A 16,209-nucleotide genomic window follows, 5' to 3' on the forward strand; every position below is an offset into this window, starting at 1 on the left:
GCCGGATTTTGTGGTGGGATTGCCGGCCTCTTCGCGAGCAAGCCCGCTCCCACATTGGATTGGTGAACGCCGCCGATCCCCTGTGGGAGCGGGCTTGCTCGCGAAAGGGCCGGAACTGTCGACATCAATGCCGGATCAGCTTGCTCCGCGCCTGTTCCATGGCCACCTGATCCAGCTCTGTCCAGAAAACCTGTTTGCCGGCAATCTCGGCAGCAACCGGCGCCCCATCGCGATACACCAACCGATTGCTCGCCAGCGCCGGCACTTTCGCCCCCGGCAACAACGTTCCGGCCAGGTTCAACGGATCCACCCCGCACACCGCGATCAAGCTGCCGTCATGTGCCCGGCGGCGCACTTCGCGCAGCAACGGAATCGCCTCCGGCAAGGCAAACTGTTCCCCCGCCAGACCACTGACAAACCGCCCGCCGCGAATCTCGCCACGGGCCTCCAGCCGATGAAACGTGCGCAGCAATTCGCGCCAGCTCGGCAGCCAGTCCGCCTCGCGCTCCAGCAGGCGCCAGAACACCACGCCGTAGCGGCGCAGCAAAGTCATGGCGACATGTTCGAGGGTTTCCGGCGAAGCGCTCTGGCTGTTCTCCATGAGCGGCCCGCGTCGCAATAACGCCCAGCGTCCGGCATCGTCCATGCCGCCGATAAACGCTCCACGTCCGCGACGACTGCTGCGTTGCTGGCGCTTGCTCGCCGGGGTGATCAGCGCACGCAGACCGGCGAAGCTGTCGGCGTTTACCAGGCCGGCGCCGACCAGTTCCTGCAAGGCGATTTCCAGCTCGGTGCGCAATAGGTGCGCTTCATGGATCAGTTCATCGAAAAACAGCGCACCGTGCTGACTCAGCGCCTCGTAGACCTTCTGCGTTTTCGCTGACAGTTCGCTGACCGGCGTTTGCTCGGCCAATCCACTCCACAACCCGACCTGACTGCGCGGCAGCAGCACAATCGGCGTACTGCGCAACGCCGTGCCGCTGACTTTCTGTCGGGCGCTGAGGCGCGTCCACACCAGTTTGCCGTTGCGGCACAGCTCATCCAGCCAGCTCGGCGAGTAGTCCTTCAGGCGTGCCGGGAGAATGTCGCTGTCCCACGCGGAGGCCGCCGCCGGGTAACCTTCGAACTGACCGACAATCGCCGGCAACACCACGTTGCCCTGACCTCGCGTAGCGGGGGACAGATGCTGCCAGTCGAACAGAAAACGCATGAAATCCTGCAGGGCCACCGGCTCGATTTCCCGGCGCAGACGCTTGACCGTGTAGCGATGAATGCGCGCCAGCAGATGCCGTTCGCACCATTCTTCAACGGCCACATTCGGAGTGAAATGACCGCGCAGCACATAGCCTTCCCGCTCCAGTTGCGCGAGCGCCTGCGCGACTTGTGTGGCGGGCAGCGCCAGTGGTTCGGCAATGGCGGCTAACGGCAGCGGGCCAAATGCGCCCAATCGCGCGCGGAGCACTTCGACCAGCGCTTCCTCGAACGTCCACGGCTCGTTGAAACCAGGCAAGGCCTGCTGCTGTGGTTGCAGCGTGGCGTGTGGATAAAGCGCCAACAGGCAGGTCAGGCGTTCTCGCGCCAGCCACAACGAGCCAGGCTGTGGATGTGTAGTGACGGTGAGGCCGTCTTCGCGAGCAGGCTCGCTCCCACAGTTGACTGTGTTCCAACTGGCGGAACCCGGTTGAATGTGGGAGCGAGCCTGCTCGCGAAGCTTTTCTTTTGCCGTTACTGGCGGAACGGCCAAGCGGCAGGCGCGACCGCTCGCAGTCAGCGCGTCAAGCCATTCGCGCCAGTGTTCGCCAGCCTGAACTTCAAGGTCGCTGATGCAGGCCAGGCTCATCAACGCCTCGTGCATTTCATCGATGTTGGCCGGCGTCGGCCACGCTTCTTCACGCACCGCGTTGATGGCGTCGGCGTCCAGCGCACCGAGATCATCGGTGGATTGCGGGTCGCTCCAGCGCCGGTTGAGCACCGCTTGGGTGCGGCGTTCTTCCAGCGGCGCATCGTCGAGAAAGCTGTACGGCCGCGCGCTGAGAATTTCTGCCGCCAGCGGTGACGGCGCCGGCAGGTCGCGGCTGATCAACCGCACCTCGCCGCGCTCCATGCGCCGCAGCAGATTGAGCCAGCCGTCGCTGTCCATGGCCTCGTGCAGGCAATCGTCGAGGGTCTGTTCCACCAGCGGATGTTCGGGAACCTCCCGTTCGCCGGCGAGGTTTTCCAGGCATGCGATCTGGTCGGGGAACACGCTGGCAATCAGGTCCTCGCTTTTCATCCGCTGCAATTGCGGCGCAACTTTGCGCCCGCCGGTAAAACGCGGCAACGCCAGCGCCACCCCGGCATTCCAGCGCCAGCGCACGCCGAACAACGGCGCGTCGAGAATCGCCTGAATCAGAATGTGCTCGGCGCTGTTGCTGTGCAGGTACCGCCAGACATCATCCAGCTCGAAACTGTGGCTGGTGGACAGCGACAGGACAATCGCGTCTTCGCTGGCAGCAGCCTGCAACTCGAAGTTGAAGGTGCGACAGAAACGCTTGCGCAGGGCCAGGCCCCAGGCGCGGTTGATGCGGCTGCCGAACGGTGAATGGATGATCAGTTGCGTGCCACCGGATTCATCGAAAAATCGCTCCATCAGCAGTGTGTCCTGCGAGGGCAGGGCGCCGAGGGTCAAGCGGGCGCGGGCGAGATAGTCCACCAGTTGTTCGGCGCTGGCGTGGTTCAGGCCGAGGGTTGCGGTCAGCCAGTCGAGCGCCGGTTGCAGATCACCGGGGCGGGCGCCGAGCAGGTCGTCGAGGGTCGCTTGCAGGCGCGCCACTGCCGCAGACAATTCATCACTGCGCCCCGGTGCTTCGCCGAGCCAGAACGGAATGGTCGGCGGCTGGCCTTGGGCATCCTCGACCCGCACCTTGCCGGTTTCCACCCGCAGTATTCGGTAGGAGGTATTGCCGAGCTGGAACACGTCACCCGCGATGCTTTCCACGGCAAAGTCTTCGTTGACGCTGCCGATGTTCAGACCCTGTGGTTCCAGCAGCACGCTGTAGTCGGCGTTGTCGGGGATGGTGCCGCCGCTGGTCACGGCGGTCAGTTGCGCGCCACGGCGGCCACGCAGGGTGCGGCTGACCGCATCGCGATGCAGATAAGCGCTGCGGATGCCCTGACGACCGTTGTAGCCTTCGGCGAGCATCGTCAGCAGCGCCTGATAGTGTTTTTCGTCGAGATCGCGGTACGGCGAGGCTTTGCGAAACAGCGCCAGCAGCGCATCTTCCGCCCATTCCCGGCAACTGACTTCAGCGATGATCTGCTGCGCCAGCACATCCAGCGGCGCTTCGGGGATGTGCAGGGTGTCGAGTTCGCCACGGCGTACGCAGTCGAGCAGGGCGGCGCATTCGATCAGGTCGTCGCGGGTGGTGGCGAACAAGCGACCCTTGGGCGTGCCGCCGACCTGGTGCCCGGAGCGACCGACTCTTTGCAGGAAACCGGCAATCGAACGCGGCGAGGCGATCTGGCAGACCAGATCGACTTCGCCGATATCAATGCCCAACTCCAGCGACGCAGTGGCGATCAGCACTTGCAGTTCGCCGCGCTTGAGCCGCTGTTCGGCGTCGAGACGGAACTCCTTGGCCAGACTGCCGTGGTGCGCCGCCACCGCCTGTTTGCCCAGACGTTCACTGAGGTGTCGGCTCAGGCGTTCGGCCAGACGCCGGGTGTTGACGAAAATCAGCGTGGTGCGGTGCTCGCGGGCCAACTCGGCGAGGCGGTCGTAGACCAATTCCCAGACATCGTTGGCCATCACTGCCGACAACGGCACCGGCGGCACTTCGATGCCCAGATCCCGTGGCCGGGCGTGGCCGATGTCGATGATCTCGCAGGGGCGATCGGTGCCGACCAGAAACCGCGCCACGGCATTGATGGGTTTTTGCGTGGCCGAAAGACCGATGCGGGTCAGTGGTTCTGCGCACAGCGCCTGCAGGCGTTCGAGGCTCAGCGCCAGATGACTGCCGCGTTTGCCAGCCGCGATGGCGTGAATCTCGTCGATGATCACCGTACGTGTGCTGCCGAGCATTTTGCGTCCGGACTCGGAGCCGAGCAGCACGTACAGCGATTCCGGGGTGGTCACCAGAATGTGCGGCGCGCGCTTGCGCATGGCGGCGCGGTCTTTTTGCGGGGTGTCGCCGGTGCGCACGGCGGTGGTGATTTGCAGTTCGGGCAGGCCCATCTGGCGTAATTGTTCGGTGATTCCCGCCAGCGGGTTCTGCAGGTTGATGCGGATGTCGTTGGACAACGCCTTGAGCGGCGAAACGTAGACGACGAGGGTTGCGTCGGGCAGGCCTTCGGGGTTTTCCAGGCCACGGTGGACGAGGTCGTCGAGCACGGCGAGGAATGCGGTGAGGGTTTTACCGGAGCCGGTGGGCGCGGCGATCAGTGTCGAGCGGCGCTGGCGGATCAACGGCCATGCGCGGGCCTGGGCGGCGGTGACCGTCGGGAAGGTGCTGCTGAACCAGGCGCTGACGGCGGGGTGGAAGCCTGCCAGGGCCGCGTCCTTGGGAATGGGCAGATTCATGGCTCAAGTTATGCGGGTGGGGGCGGGAAGATGCAAGTACCGCTGGGATCTTCAGCGTCTGGCCGGGCCTCTTCGATAGCAAGCCCGCTCCCACAGGGGAACGCGATCAACTGTAGGCGTGAGCCTGCTCGCGATGGGGCCAGTTGATTCAGCACAATTCCCGGCGATCTACACTTTACGGGTGACGGTTGCGCACTAAACCCGCAAAATGCAACGATTCCGGCAATTATCGATGACGGTGTCACCAGCACCGTCGCTAAAGCCATCGTTCCAATCAGACTGGGCCTGCTGACTCTATGCGAATGCGCCTTATGTTACTGGGCGGCGGAAATGCCCTTGGGCAGGCGCTGATTCGCCTCGGTGCGGAAGAAGACATCGGTTTCCTCGCCCCCCGCCCGCCAGAAGACGGCTGGGATGCCGCGAGCCTGACGCAACTGCTCGACGATACCCGTCCGGATGCGTTGATCAACCTCGCCTACTATTTCGACTGGTTCCAGGCCGAGACCGTCAGCGAACGCCGTCTGGCCGGGCAGGAACGCGCCATCGAGCGGCTGGCCGAACTGTGCCAGCACCACAACATCATCCTCGTGCAGCCTTCCAGCTATCGGGTGTTCGACGGTTCGCGGGCGACCGCCTACAGCGAGAAAGACGAGCCGGTGCCGCTGGGCTTGCGCGGTCAGGCGCTGTGGCGCATCGAGCAAAGTGTTCGCGCCACTTGCCCGCAACACGTGCTGCTGCGCTTCGGCTGGCTGCTCGATGACAGTCCTGAAGGCACCCTCGGGCGCTTCCTCGCCCGCGCCGAACAACCGGACGAATTGCTCATGGCCGATGACCGCCGGGGCAATCCGACACCGGTCGATGACGCGGCACGGGTGATCATTTCGGTGCTCAAGCAACTCGATTGCGCCGCGCCGCTGTGGGGTACTTACCATTACGCCGGCCACGAGGCGACCACGCCGCTGGCGCTGGGTCAGGCGATTCTGAGCGAAGCGCGCAACCTGCATCCGCTGGCGATCGAAGCGCCGACCGCGCAGGCCCATGCCGCGCGGCCGGACGCTGCCGAGGAACCGCAACACGCGGTACTCGCCTGCAAGAAAATTCTGCACACTTTCGGGATCAAGCCCCGCGCCTGGCGCGCCGGGCTCCCGGCTTTACTGGATAGGTTTTATCGTCATGGCTGAAGGCCCTGTTTTAATCACCGGCGGCGCCGGTTTCATCGGCTCGCACCTGACGGATGCATTGCTCGCCAGCGGCCATTCGGTGCGGATTCTCGATGATCTGTCGACCGGCAAACGCGCCAACCTGCCGCTGGACAATCCGCAGGTCGAACTGATCGTCGGTGGCGTTGCCGACGCCGCGCTGGTTGCGCAGGCCATGCAAGGCTGCAGCGCCGTCGCGCACCTGGCGGCGGTGGCCTCGGTGCAGGCTTCGGTGGACGATCCGGTGAAGACCCACCAGAGCAATTTCATTGGCACCCTGAATGTCTGCGAAGCGATGCGCCAGGCCGGAGTGAAGCGTGTGCTCTACGCGTCCAGCGCAGCGGTGTACGGTAACAACGGTGAAGGCGAGTCGATTGACGAAGACACGCCAAAAGCCCCGCTGACGCCGTATGCTTCGGACAAACTGGCCGGCGAACACTACTTCGATTTCTATCGTCGCCAGCATGGCCTGGAGCCGGTGATCTTCCGCTTCTTCAACATCTTCGGCCCGCGCCAGGATCCGTCTTCGCCGTACTCCGGGGTCATCAGCATCTTCAGCGAGCGGGCACAGAAAGGTCTGCCGATCACGGTGTTCGGCGATGGCGAGCAGACCCGTGATTTCCTCTATGTCGAGGATCTGGTCGACGTGCTGGTGCAGGCGATCGACAAGCCTGAAGTGGAAGTGGGGGCGATGAACGTCGGCTGGAATCAGGCAATGAACCTCAAGCAGATGCTGCAAGCGCTGCAGGAAGTGGTCGGCGAGTTGCCCCCGGTCAGCTACGGCCCGGCGCGCTCCGGCGACATCCGCCATTCGCGGGCGAACAACGCGCGTTTGCTGCAACGCTTCCAGCTGCCAGAGCCGACGCCGATGCGTGTGGGACTGGCGCGGTTGCTCGGCAAGTAGGTTTATCGCAGACATGAAAAAGGCGCCTTTTTACAGGCGCCTTTTTCACGGCCGGAATTTGTCGCTAATCCTGTGGCGAGGGGATTTCTCCCCGATCGATCACGAAGTGATCGTCGTCAGTTCTAAGCCTGCTCACCCAAAGCCTCATTCACCACCACGCGAATGTTCGACTGTTGCTTAGAACTTGTAGCCCAGACCCACCATGTACACAAACGGATCGACATCCACATTCACCTTGGCACGGGTGCCCGGCGCCACGGCGTTGTTCTCGACAGTCGCACGGGTGTCGATGTCCATGTAACGCACTTGGGCGTTGAGCATGATGTTGTCGGTCAGCATGTAGTCGGCACCGACCTGCCAGGCCAGGCCCCAGGAGTTTTTCGCCTTGAAGTTGCTGAAGCCGTTGGACTGGGCTTCGCTGCCGACGTGCTCGTCATAGATCCAGGTGTAGTTGATGCCGCCGCCGATGTACGGCTGGAACGGCGACTTGGAATCCAGCGGGTAGTACACGACGCTGAGGGTCGGCGGCAGGTGTTTCAGCGTACCGAGTTTGCCGTTGGCAGCTGGCAGCGCGGTGCCTTTGATTTTCACGTCATGCTCGAACGGCGAGGCGGCCAGCAACTCGATACCGATGTTGTTGGTCAGCATGTAGGCGAAGTTCAGACCCAGTTGGGTGTCGCTGCTCATGGTCGCCTTGCCGCCCAGGTTGGTGCCGCTCAACGGACCCTGATCGACCTTGACGCTGGAGCTGTCGGCTTTCGGGTTGACGGTGATCGCACCGGCGCGAACGATGATATCGCCGGCTTCGTGGGCGTGGGCGAGCGGGGCTGCGAGCGCGACTGCAAACAGCGCAGCGCTGAGCAAGGACTTGTTCATGGGAGCTCCAAAAGGACGTTAAAAATGTCTGATGTCCTATGGTATGAAGCCAACTGATACGGTCTTTTGACTCAGCTCAATGAAACAGTGAAGGGATGGTTTTTTGTGGAACCTTGGCCGGCCCCATCGCGAGCAGGCTCACTCCTGCATTTGGAATGCGTTCCCCTGTAGGAGTGAGCCTGCTCGCGATAGCAACTGATCCGGCAACTCAAAACCTCCGGGTATTACTCCGGCAGCTCATACACATAAATCTTGTCCGCCGCCATCTGATACCCGGCATCGGCCAGTTCGCTGGTGGACGCCTTGACCTGCAACGGTCCCTCGACCCAGTACGGCTGATACAGCTCGTCGAGCTTCACGCCCAACTCGCTTTTCACATGCACGATCTGGTTCGACGGCGGTGGCGGCACATGGATGCAGGCGCCGAAGTACGGCACCAGCAGGAAATCGGTGGTGCGGCCCTCTTCGTTGACTTCCAGCGGCACGATGTAACCCGGCAGGCGGATGTTCTGCCCGTCGAGACTCTGCACCACCGGAGCATTGGGCATGTCCTGTTTCGCCGCCGGCGCCGACTCGGCGGACAGCGCATCACTCATCTTCGACATGTCGTGCAACGGCGTCATGTTCGGCACTTCCGGCGCGGCGTCCGGCGGGATCATCTCCGACCAGGTCAGGTCTTTCGGCGCCGCCGCCCACACGGGCAGGGCAACCAGCAACAGCAGCGCAAGCACGGCGCGGGGCATGGTGAACATCCTCATAAACGGATCGACAGGCCATCGGCCAGGGATTGGCGATACGCGCGCCAGGCCGGCACGCTGCCCATCAGCAGCGCGGCAGCCAGAATGCCACCGAGCAGCGTCCATTCATACTCGCTCGGCCACGCCAGTGGCAGATACAAACCGTAATTGGCCTGCACATAACCCTGCGCGGCGGCGATGCCGATGTACAGCAATGCCAGTCCGGCGATTACGCCGGTCAGCGCCAGGGCAAAGGCTTCCAGCACCAGCAGGCTTGCGATGTGCCAAGGCCGCGCACCGACCGAACGCAGAATCGCCATCTCGCGGCGACGCTCGTTGAGGCTGGTGAGAATCGCCGTGAGCATGCCGATCAACCCGGTCAGCACCACGAACAGCGAGACCACGAACAAGGCTTTTTCCGCAGTACTCATCAGGCTCCACAACTCCTGCAAGGCCACGCCCGGGAGGATCGCCAGCATCGGCTCACCACGGTATTCGTTGATCTCGCGTTGCAGGGCGAAGGTGGAAATCTTGCTGTTGAGGCCGAGCATGAACGCGGTGATCGCCTGTGGCGTCAGGTCCATGTTGCGTGCCTGATCCGCCGTGATCCGGCCGTTGCCGCGCGCCGGCACGCCGTTGTGCCAGTCGATGTGAATCGCCTCCATGCCGCCGAGGCTGATGTGCAACGTGCGATCCACCGGGGTGCCCGTGCGCTTGAGAATGCCGACCACGGTGAACGGCTTGTCGTCATGCTTGACCAGACTGATCGCCGCCACGCCGTGGGCCAGCACCAGTTGGTCGCCGAGCTTGTAATGCAGCGCTTCGGCCACTTCGGCGCCGAGCACCACTTCGAACGGATCGGTGGCGAAGGCGCGGCCGTCGGCCAGTTCCAGGTGCTGCTGGCGACCGTACTGGTAATGCTCGAAATAGGCTTCGGTGGTGCCCATCACGCGGTAACCGCGATGCGAGTCGCCGAGGGACATCGGGATCGCCCACTTCACTTTCGGGTTGCTGGCGAAATGTTCGAAGCTGTCCCAACGGATGTTGTTGGTCGCGTTGCCGATGCGGAACACCGAGTACAGCAGCAGGTTCACCGAGCCGGAGCGGGCGCCGACGATCAGGTCGGTGCCGCTGATGGTGCTGGCGAAACTGGCCTTGGCCTCGGTGCGTACGCGCTCGACGGCGAGCAACAGGCAGACCGACAGGGCAATCGCGAACGCGGTGAGCAGGGCGGTAAAGCGGCGGTTGGCCAGGCTGGCCATGGCCAGACGAAACAGATACATCTCAGACCTCGGCAGACGTGGCGGCGCGATTGAGCTCGGCCAGGGACAGGTGACGGTCGAACAGCGGCGCAAGGCTCTGGTCGTGGCTGACGAACAGCAAGCTCGACCCGGCTTCGCGGCATTCGGCGAACAGCAGACGAATGAAGTTTTCCCGAGCGTCGTAATCCAGCGCCGAGGTCGGTTCGTCGGCGATCACCAGTTCCGGTTGGCCGATCAAGGCACGAGCGGCGGCGACCCTTTGCTGTTGACCGATCGACAGCGAATCGGCGCGACGACCGAGGATGCTTTCGTCCTTCAGGCCCAGATGGGCGAGCAGGGTGGCGGCGGCCTGATCGACGCTGCCGTGGCGCTGTTTCGCCCGTTCGGCACGCAGTTTGGAGAAGTGGCAGGGCAACTCGACGTTCTCGCGTACCGAGAGAAACGGCAGCAGGTTGAACTGCTGGAAGATGTAGCCAGTGTGATCGACGCGAAAGCGGTCGCGGGCGCCGGCACCGAGTTCGGTCAGTTCCTGGCCGAGCAGACGAATGCTGCCGCGCCCGGGTTTCTGCACGCCACCGAGCAGGCCGAGCAGGGTGGTCTTGCCACTGCCGCTGGGGCCTTTGAGGAACAGGGTTTCGCCCGGCTCCAGGCGAAACGCCGGGATGTCCAGCAGCGGCGGGTGACCGGGCCAGTTGAAGCCCAGGTCGGACAGTTCGATGAGTGCTTGGGTCATGGCACCAATTTCATGAAGTGAACACGTAACCCCTTGTGGGAGCGGGCTTGCTCGCGAATGCGGTGGATCAGCCAAATCCATGTTGACTGACCCACCGCATTCGCGAGCAAGCCCGCTCCCACAGGGGATTGTCGGTGTGATCAGAATTTCAGGGCAGCAGCCTTGGCCGTCACTTCCGTACCTTGCTGGCCGTTCGGGCCGATCAGTTGTACCTGAATTTTCTGGGTGGCCGGGAAGGTATTGAAGAGGTTCGCCAGATCCAGAGTCTTCAAGGCCCCCGGTGCAGCGCAACTGAATTGATAGTGCGCGTGGATTTCGCTGTGTTCATGGTGATGCGCTTCACCGCCCTTGGCATCGTGATCATCATCGTCATGGTCGTCGGCATCCGGTTTGTCGCCGAACAGCGGGCTTTCCAGTTCCTGGCTGGCGACTTTGCAACCAGCGGCGGCCGGCAGGCTGAACAGCGCCAGCGGGTTTTCCAGTTTGGCGCGGGCGGCGGCGACTTTGGCCTTGTCGGCGTCGCTGGTGGCGGCGTGTTCGAAGCCCACCAGGTTCATCGCCGGGCTCTCCAGTTCCAGTTCCAGGGTCTGGCCGTCGAGTGCGGCGTTCAGTCGGCCGACGCCATGTTCGTGGGCGCCGAGGCTGCCGTGCTCATGGTCATGATCGTGCTCATCGGCGGCATGGGCGATGGCCAGCGGCAACAGGGCAAACGGCAAAGCGAGCAGCAGACGACGCATGGCGGTCTCCGGAAAGTAAAGTGAAGAGTTTGTTATGTAATCTTATAACGAAAGTCCGCAGAGTTTGCCCGTGCGCTTGGCGTTGCACAAGTCCCGTGGGAGCATGCAGGTCAGAAATGTGCAGGAGCGAAGCAGATGTTGCGGATACGCGGAACCGTCGGCGCGATGCCGGTGGATTTGACGGTGGAGCTGGATGACAGCGATTGGGCAAAGCTTGGCGCAGCCCTTGGTGCGCAGTCGCAGGGCGATCAGCCTGAAGCGGCATTGAGCGCGCCGGCAGCGAAAACGCTGAACCAGGACGATGCGTTGTGGCAGGTCGCGCAGGATTTGTTGCGCAAGGCCAGGCAACTCAGCGGGCCGGATCTTCTGGAGCAGCTTGAGGGCCTGACCGGCAGCGCGGCGGCGGGCAAACGCCTGCTGGTGCGATTGCGCCACAGTTCACAGGTGAAAGTGGTGAGCGGCGGCGATACGCCGCTCTACAGCTGGAGCGAGTGAGCCGCAAAAGATCGCAGCCTGCGGCAGCTCCTACAGGTTCAGCGTTCATCCGCAAATACGGGTGAACACGATCGAATGGAGCTGCCGAAGGCTGCGATCTTTTGATCTTAATAAAGCGCAGCGAATACTTTACGGCGGTAAGCGGTCACCAGCGGGTGATCGTTGCCCAGCAGCTCGAACACCTGCAGCAACGTCTTGTGCGGCAGGCCCTCGCCATAGCTGCGGTTACGGATGAACAGCTTGAGCAAGGCCTCCAACGCCGCTTCGTATTGCTGACGCGCCAGTTGCTGGATCGCCAGTTGATACACCGCTTCGTCGTCCTGCGGATCTTTGGCCAGGCGCGCCTTGAGGTCGGCAGCGTCCGGCAGATCACGGGCAAGTCCCAGGAACTTGATCTGCGCCTTGGCCCCGGCCAGTTCAGCCTTGTGCTCATCGCTCTTGACCGCGTCGAGCACGGTTTGCGCTTCGCCCAGTTCGCCGCGTTCGGTCAGGCAGCGGGCGTAGAGGATCAGCGCCTTGGCGTTGCTGTTGTCTTCGGTAAGCATCACCACCAGCGCGGCTTCTGCTTCAGCGAAACGCCCTTCATCGAACAGCGCCTGCGCCTGTTCGAACGGATCGGCGGCGGCCGGCGGCGGCATTTGCACATGCGGCTCAAGCAAGGCGCGTACGGCGGATTCCGGTTGCGCACCGGCAAAACCGTCCACCGGTTGACCGTCCTTGAACAGCACCACGGTCGGCAGGCTGCGGATACCGAAGCGGGCCACGATGTCCTGCTCGATGTCGCAGTTGACCTTGGCCAGCAGCAGTTCGCCCTGATAGCTCTCGGCAATGCCTTGCAGCATCGGCATCAACGCCTTGCACGGCGCACACCACTCGGCCCAGAAATCCACCAGCACCGGTTTGTTGAAGGAAGCTTCGATCACCGACTGGTCGAAATCGGCAGTCGTGGCGTCGAAGATGTACGGCGTTTGCTGACTCATGGGGGATCTCGTAAAAGCGTGGATGGGGCAACTATACGGCTTGGCAGGGGGGCGGAAGCGGGGGCAGGTTTAGAGATGTGTTGCCTGATAGGACGCCTTCGCGAGCAGGCTCGCTCCCACATTTGGAATGCGTTACCCCTGTGGGAGCGAGCCTGCTCGCGAAGCTTTTAGCCACGCCGCGCATGGTAAAGGCTGACATGTCTGAACTCTTCCGGCTCTGCCAGATCCGGCAAGGTCATCGCCTCAAGCATTTCGATGCGCTCATATAACGGATGACGAAAATCCCGAACCCGCGAATCCGCCACCAGCGCCTCGCGGCCACGGCTGAGAAACGCATCGAGCAGCGGCAGGTTCTCACGGTCGTAGAGCACATCCGCCACCAGAATCAGATCAAAACGATCAGCCTCGGCAAAGAAGTCCGTCGAATAGCTCATCTGCACATCATTGAGTTCAGCATTGGCCCGGCACGCAGCAATCGCCAGCGGATCAAGATCGCAAGCCACCACCTCCAACGCCCCGGACTTCACCGCAGCAATCGCGGCGATCCCGGAACCGGCGCCGAAATCCAGCACCCGCTTGCCGCGCACCCACTCGGGAAACTCCGCCAGATAGCGCGCCACCGCCAGGCCGCTGGCCCAGCAGAAACTCCAATACGGCGGTTCGTGGAGGATGCGCCGGGTTTCGTCGGGGCTGAATTCGCGATCCATGTTATCGCCGTCGATCAGCCACAGCTGCAAATCGGTACCCGGCAATGCACAGGCCTTGAGCCGGGCATCACCGAGCAATTCACCTAACGCCAGTTGCAGGTCGAGCGGTGGCGTCATGGCGCTTTGACAAATTGCAGCTGGCCCAGCGCCTGAGTGGTCGGCTGGGTAATGGGTTGCGACGGCAGATGCAGGATCAACTGGCCGGACTGCGTGGCACGTCCGCGCAGCTCAACCCGCGCGCCGGCGGGGAATGCTTCGGGGTTGAAACGCAGACGGAACGGCAACGCCTGGTTATTGCCTATCAGCGTGGAACTGGCGAGCAACTGTTGCGGGCGGGACTTATCGTCGATCACCAGCAACGCCAGTTCGACTTCGGCCCCGGCCGGCACGCCTTGCAGGGTGCCGCTCAGTTCCCGTTGATAAGCCGGCAGCGGACCGAGGTCAGCGGCTTCCCGGGCTTTTTTCTGCGCCTGTTGTGGCGCCGGGCCCGGCGTTGGCGGCTGCGGCTTGGGTTTATCGCTGCCACAGGCCACCAGCAGGGCGAAAAGACTGAGCAAAACGAGCGGTCGTAGCGGCATGGGCTGCTCCAGCAAAATGAAATCCATGGATCAAATGATCATGCCCGTCTGTATACCGCAAACCCTATGGCTTGTCTTGCCACCGGGATGCGCTACCATGGCCCTCCCTTTTTTTGTTGCCAGCCACCATGCACTGTCCCTTCTGCGGTGCCAACGACACCAAGGTCATCGACTCGCGTCTGGTCGCCGAGGGCGAACAGGTGCGCCGCCGGCGTGAATGCCTGGCCTGCGGCGAGCGTTTCACGACATTCGAGACGGCCGAACTGGTGTTGCCGCGCCTGATCAAAACCGACGGCAGCCGCCAACCGTTCGACGAAGAAAAGCTCCGTGCCGGCATGCAACGCGCGCTGGAGAAACGTCCGGTGAGCGTCGAGCGCCTCGAATCCTCTCTGGTTCACATCAAGCACAAGCTGCGCGCCACCGGCGAGCGCGAGGTCAAATCCCTCGTGGTCGGCGAGCTGGTGATGGCCGAGCTGCAAAAGCTCGATGAAGTGGCCTACATCCGTTTCGCCTCGGTGTACCGGCGCTTCCAGGATCTCAATGAGTTCCGCGAAGAGATCGACCGCCTCGCCCGCGAACCGGTGAAAGAATGACCAGCGCCGCCGAGCAGGCGATCCTCGACGCCCACTTCATGGCGCGCGCGCTGCAACTGGCGCGCAAGGGCCACTACACCACCCACCCCAATCCACGGGTTGGCTGCGTGATCGTGCGTGACGGGCAGATTGTCGGCGAAGGCTTTCACGAGCGCGCCGGCGAACCCCACGCCGAGGTCCACGCCCTGCGCGCTGCCGGTGAATTGGCCCGGGGCGCCACGGCTTACGTGACCCTTGAGCCGTGCAGCCACCATGGCCGCACACCGCCGTGCGCCGATGCGCTGGTGACTGCCGGAGTGGCTCGGGTGGTCGCCGCGATGCGCGATCCGAATCCACAGGTCGCCGGGCGTGGCTTGCAGCGTCTGAGCGATGCCGGGATCGCCACCGAAAGCGGCGTGCTCGAAGCCGAGGCGCGCCAGCTCAATCAAGGTTTCCTGAAGCGCATGGAACACGGCTTGCCGTTCGTGCGGGTCAAGCTGGCGATGAGCCTCGACGGCCGCACGGCGATGGACAGCGGCGAGAGCCAATGGATCACCGGCCCGGCCGCGCGTTCCGCCGTGCAGCGTTTGCGCGCGCAGGCGGCCGTGGTGTTGACCGGCGCCGACACCGTACTGGCCGACGGCGCACGCCTGACCGTGCGCGCCGACGAACTGGGGCTGGATGCCGAACAAACCGCACGGGCCATGAGCCGTCCGCCGCTGCGGGTGCTGATCGACGGGCGCCTGCGGGTGCCGCTGGACGCGCCGTTCTTCAAGGCCGGCCCGGCGCTGGTCGCGACCTGTATGGCAGTCGAAGAGCAATACGCCAATGGCCCGGAATGCCTGATCGTGCCGGGTGACGACGGTCAGGTCGATCTGCATCAACTGCTGATCGAACTGGCCAACCGTGGCGTCAACGAAGTGCTGGTCGAGGCCGGTCCGCGTCTGGCTGGCGCGTTCGCGCAGCTCGGTCTGGTCGATGAGTTCGTGATCTTCATCGCCGGCAAGTTTCTCGGCTCCACGGCGCGGCCGTTGCTGGACTGGCCGCTGGCCTATATGAAGGACGCTCCCGAGCTGAAAATCACTGAAATCCGCGCGGTTGGCGATGACTGGCGAGTCACTGCGACGCCAGTCGTTTCGGCGAGCGTATAATTCCCGGCCATCGCGTTAGCGCTGGCTTCGTTCTCAAGGAGAACCCCATGTTTACCGGCATCATCGAATCCATCGGCAGTATCCGCGCACTGACCCCAAAGGGCGGTGATGTGCGGGTGCATGTCGAAACCGGCAAGCTCGACCTGAGCGACGTCAAACTCGGCGACAGCATCGCGGTCAACGGCGTGTGCCTGACGGCGGTTGAGCTGCCGGGCAATGGCTTTGCCGCTGACGTCAGCCGCGAAACCCTCGACTGCACCGCCATGAATGACCTGAAAAGCGGCAGCCCGGTCAATCTGGAAAAAGCCCTGACCCCGACCACCCGTCTCGGTGGGCATCTGGTCAGCGGTCACGTCGACGGTGTCGGCGAAGTGGTGTCGCGCAGCGACAATGCTCGTGCGGTGGAATTTCGCATTCGCGCACCAAAAGAGCTGGCCAAGTACATCGCCCATAAAGGCTCGATCACCGTCGATGGCACCAGCCTGACCGTGAACGCGGTCGATGGTGCTGAATTCATGCTGACGATCATTCCGCACACCCTGAGCGAAACCATCATGGCTTCCTACAAGCCGGGCCGCCGGGTGAACCTGGAAGTCGATTTGCTGGCGCGTTATCTGGAGCGTTTGCTGTTGGGTGACAAGGCCGCAGAGCCTGCATCCGGTGGCACGATCACTGAAAGCTTTCTGGCCGCCAACGGCTACCTCAAATCCTGACTGAAGG

The 16,209-nt window shown here is 63.1% G+C and carries 15 protein-coding genes; 6 read left to right on the forward strand and 9 right to left on the reverse strand.

Going from position 1 to position 16,209, the window contains the following annotated elements; translation table 11 throughout:
• Positions 1–124: 124 nt before the first annotated feature.
• Positions 125–4,558 carry a DEAD/DEAH box helicase gene (locus JFU48_RS10470; protein ID WP_201136451.1) on the reverse strand — a complete coding sequence of 1,478 codons (4,434 nt, stop codon included), beginning with the start codon at positions 4,556–4,558 and terminating at the stop codon, positions 125–127.
• Between the two features lie 296 nt (positions 4,559–4,854).
• Between JFU48_RS10470 and JFU48_RS10475 the strand changes: the two genes are divergently transcribed.
• Together JFU48_RS10475 and JFU48_RS10480 are read left to right on the forward strand one after the other, a co-directional pair.
• A complete protein-coding gene (locus tag JFU48_RS10475) occupies positions 4,855–5,739 on the forward strand; it encodes a sugar nucleotide-binding protein (protein ID WP_045122652.1) in 885 nt (294 codons plus the stop codon).
• Complete coding sequence (locus JFU48_RS10480; protein ID WP_201136452.1) at positions 5,732–6,661, forward strand: NAD-dependent epimerase/dehydratase family protein; 930 nt, start codon at positions 5,732–5,734, stop codon at positions 6,659–6,661. Before JFU48_RS10475 ends, JFU48_RS10480 begins: the two co-directional genes overlap by 8 nt.
• A 177-nt stretch (positions 6,662–6,838) precedes the next feature.
• Here JFU48_RS10480 and JFU48_RS10485 read toward each other — a convergent pair whose 3' ends face one another.
• The 5 genes from JFU48_RS10485 to JFU48_RS10505 form a co-directional block, all read right to left on the reverse strand.
• Positions 6,839–7,537, reverse strand: coding sequence for an OmpW/AlkL family protein (locus tag JFU48_RS10485; RefSeq protein WP_003228675.1), 699 nt, complete (start codon positions 7,535–7,537; stop codon positions 6,839–6,841).
• A 224-nt stretch (positions 7,538–7,761) separates the two neighbouring features.
• Complete coding sequence (locus JFU48_RS10490; RefSeq protein WP_003228673.1) at positions 7,762–8,280, reverse strand: DUF3299 domain-containing protein; 519 nt, start codon at positions 8,278–8,280, stop codon at positions 7,762–7,764.
• A gap of 11 nt (positions 8,281–8,291) precedes the next feature.
• Positions 8,292–9,557, reverse strand: a complete 1,266-nt coding sequence (locus tag JFU48_RS10495) for an ABC transporter permease (protein ID WP_064589441.1) — start codon at positions 9,555–9,557, stop codon at positions 8,292–8,294.
• Position 9,558: 1 nt separating this feature from the next.
• Positions 9,559–10,269, reverse strand: coding sequence for an ABC transporter ATP-binding protein (locus JFU48_RS10500; RefSeq protein WP_007966120.1), 711 nt, complete (start codon positions 10,267–10,269; stop codon positions 9,559–9,561).
• A 140-nt stretch (positions 10,270–10,409) separates the two neighbouring features.
• Positions 10,410–11,006, reverse strand: coding sequence for a DUF2796 domain-containing protein (locus tag JFU48_RS10505; protein ID WP_201136453.1), 597 nt, complete (start codon positions 11,004–11,006; stop codon positions 10,410–10,412).
• A gap of 135 nt (positions 11,007–11,141) precedes the next feature.
• On the opposite strand from JFU48_RS10505, the gene JFU48_RS10510 reads away from it, so the two are divergent.
• The gene (locus JFU48_RS10510) at positions 11,142–11,501 is read left to right on the forward strand and encodes a hypothetical protein (RefSeq protein ID WP_201136454.1); all 360 of its coding nucleotides are present in this window, start codon (positions 11,142–11,144) and stop codon (positions 11,499–11,501) included.
• A 107-nt stretch (positions 11,502–11,608) separates the two neighbouring features.
• Here the strand turns inward: JFU48_RS10510 and trxA are convergent, their stop codons facing one another.
• The 3 genes from trxA to JFU48_RS10525 all read right to left on the reverse strand — a co-directional run bounded on the left by trxA (position 11,609) and on the right by JFU48_RS10525 (position 13,766).
• The gene (trxA, locus tag JFU48_RS10515; RefSeq protein WP_201136455.1) at positions 11,609–12,481 is read right to left on the reverse strand and encodes a thioredoxin; all 873 of its coding nucleotides are present in this window, start codon (positions 12,479–12,481) and stop codon (positions 11,609–11,611) included.
• 167 nt (positions 12,482–12,648) lie between these two features.
• Positions 12,649–13,305, reverse strand: a complete 657-nt coding sequence (locus JFU48_RS10520) for a class I SAM-dependent methyltransferase (protein WP_201136456.1) — start codon at positions 13,303–13,305, stop codon at positions 12,649–12,651.
• The gene (locus JFU48_RS10525) at positions 13,302–13,766 is read right to left on the reverse strand and encodes a YbaY family lipoprotein (RefSeq protein ID WP_003228658.1); all 465 of its coding nucleotides are present in this window, start codon (positions 13,764–13,766) and stop codon (positions 13,302–13,304) included. The genes JFU48_RS10520 and JFU48_RS10525 overlap by 4 nt, the downstream gene beginning before the upstream one ends.
• 128 nt (positions 13,767–13,894) lie before the next feature.
• Between JFU48_RS10525 and nrdR the strand changes: the two genes are divergently transcribed.
• The 3 genes from nrdR to JFU48_RS10540 are packed head-to-tail and all read left to right on the forward strand — an operon-like array spanning position 13,895 to position 16,202.
• Positions 13,895–14,359 (forward strand): transcriptional regulator NrdR, encoded by a 465-nt coding sequence (gene nrdR, locus JFU48_RS10530; protein ID WP_003228656.1) that lies wholly within the window; start codon positions 13,895–13,897, stop codon positions 14,357–14,359.
• Positions 14,356–15,489 (forward strand): bifunctional diaminohydroxyphosphoribosylaminopyrimidine deaminase/5-amino-6-(5-phosphoribosylamino)uracil reductase RibD, encoded by a 1,134-nt coding sequence (ribD, locus tag JFU48_RS10535; RefSeq protein WP_201136457.1) that lies wholly within the window; start codon positions 14,356–14,358, stop codon positions 15,487–15,489. The genes nrdR and ribD overlap by 4 nt, the downstream gene beginning before the upstream one ends.
• Positions 15,490–15,536: 47 nt before the next feature.
• Positions 15,537–16,202 carry a riboflavin synthase gene (locus tag JFU48_RS10540; protein ID WP_003228652.1) on the forward strand — a complete coding sequence of 222 codons (666 nt, stop codon included), beginning with the start codon at positions 15,537–15,539 and terminating at the stop codon, positions 16,200–16,202.
• Positions 16,203–16,209 lie beyond the last annotated feature (7 nt).

It is taken from the genome of Pseudomonas sp. TH49 (genome assembly GCF_016650625.1).
Taxonomy (GTDB): Bacteria; Pseudomonadota; Gammaproteobacteria; order Pseudomonadales; family Pseudomonadaceae; genus Aquipseudomonas; species Aquipseudomonas fluorescens_H.

Excerpts from the sequence above, each read along its gene's own strand:
- JFU48_RS10475 (WP_045122652.1), top strand. The coding sequence starts at position 4,855 with ATGCGAATGCGCCTTATGTTACTGGGCGGCGGAAATGCCCTTGGGCAG.
- JFU48_RS10500 (WP_007966120.1), bottom strand. The coding sequence starts at position 10,269 with ATGACCCAAGCACTCATCGAACTGTCCGACCTGGGCTTCAACTGGCCC.
- JFU48_RS10540 (WP_003228652.1), top strand. The coding sequence starts at position 15,537 with ATGTTTACCGGCATCATCGAATCCATCGGCAGTATCCGCGCACTGACC.
- JFU48_RS10495 (WP_064589441.1), bottom strand. The coding sequence starts at position 9,557 with ATGTATCTGTTTCGTCTGGCCATGGCCAGCCTGGCCAACCGCCGCTTT.
- JFU48_RS10485 (WP_003228675.1), bottom strand. The coding sequence starts at position 7,537 with ATGAACAAGTCCTTGCTCAGCGCTGCGCTGTTTGCAGTCGCGCTCGCA.
- JFU48_RS10470 (WP_201136451.1), bottom strand. The coding sequence starts at position 4,558 with ATGAATCTGCCCATTCCCAAGGACGCGGCCCTGGCAGGCTTCCACCCC.
- JFU48_RS10520 (WP_201136456.1), bottom strand. The coding sequence starts at position 13,305 with ATGACGCCACCGCTCGACCTGCAACTGGCGTTAGGTGAATTGCTCGGT.
- JFU48_RS10480 (WP_201136452.1), top strand. The coding sequence starts at position 5,732 with ATGGCTGAAGGCCCTGTTTTAATCACCGGCGGCGCCGGTTTCATCGGC.
- nrdR (WP_003228656.1), top strand. The coding sequence starts at position 13,895 with ATGCACTGTCCCTTCTGCGGTGCCAACGACACCAAGGTCATCGACTCG.
- trxA (WP_201136455.1), bottom strand. The coding sequence starts at position 12,481 with ATGAGTCAGCAAACGCCGTACATCTTCGACGCCACGACTGCCGATTTC.
- JFU48_RS10505 (WP_201136453.1), bottom strand. The coding sequence starts at position 11,006 with ATGCGTCGTCTGCTGCTCGCTTTGCCGTTTGCCCTGTTGCCGCTGGCC.
- JFU48_RS10525 (WP_003228658.1), bottom strand. The coding sequence starts at position 13,766 with ATGCCGCTACGACCGCTCGTTTTGCTCAGTCTTTTCGCCCTGCTGGTG.
- ribD (WP_201136457.1), top strand. The coding sequence starts at position 14,356 with ATGACCAGCGCCGCCGAGCAGGCGATCCTCGACGCCCACTTCATGGCG.
- JFU48_RS10510 (WP_201136454.1), top strand. The coding sequence starts at position 11,142 with ATGTTGCGGATACGCGGAACCGTCGGCGCGATGCCGGTGGATTTGACG.
- JFU48_RS10490 (WP_003228673.1), bottom strand. The coding sequence starts at position 8,280 with ATGCCCCGCGCCGTGCTTGCGCTGCTGTTGCTGGTTGCCCTGCCCGTG.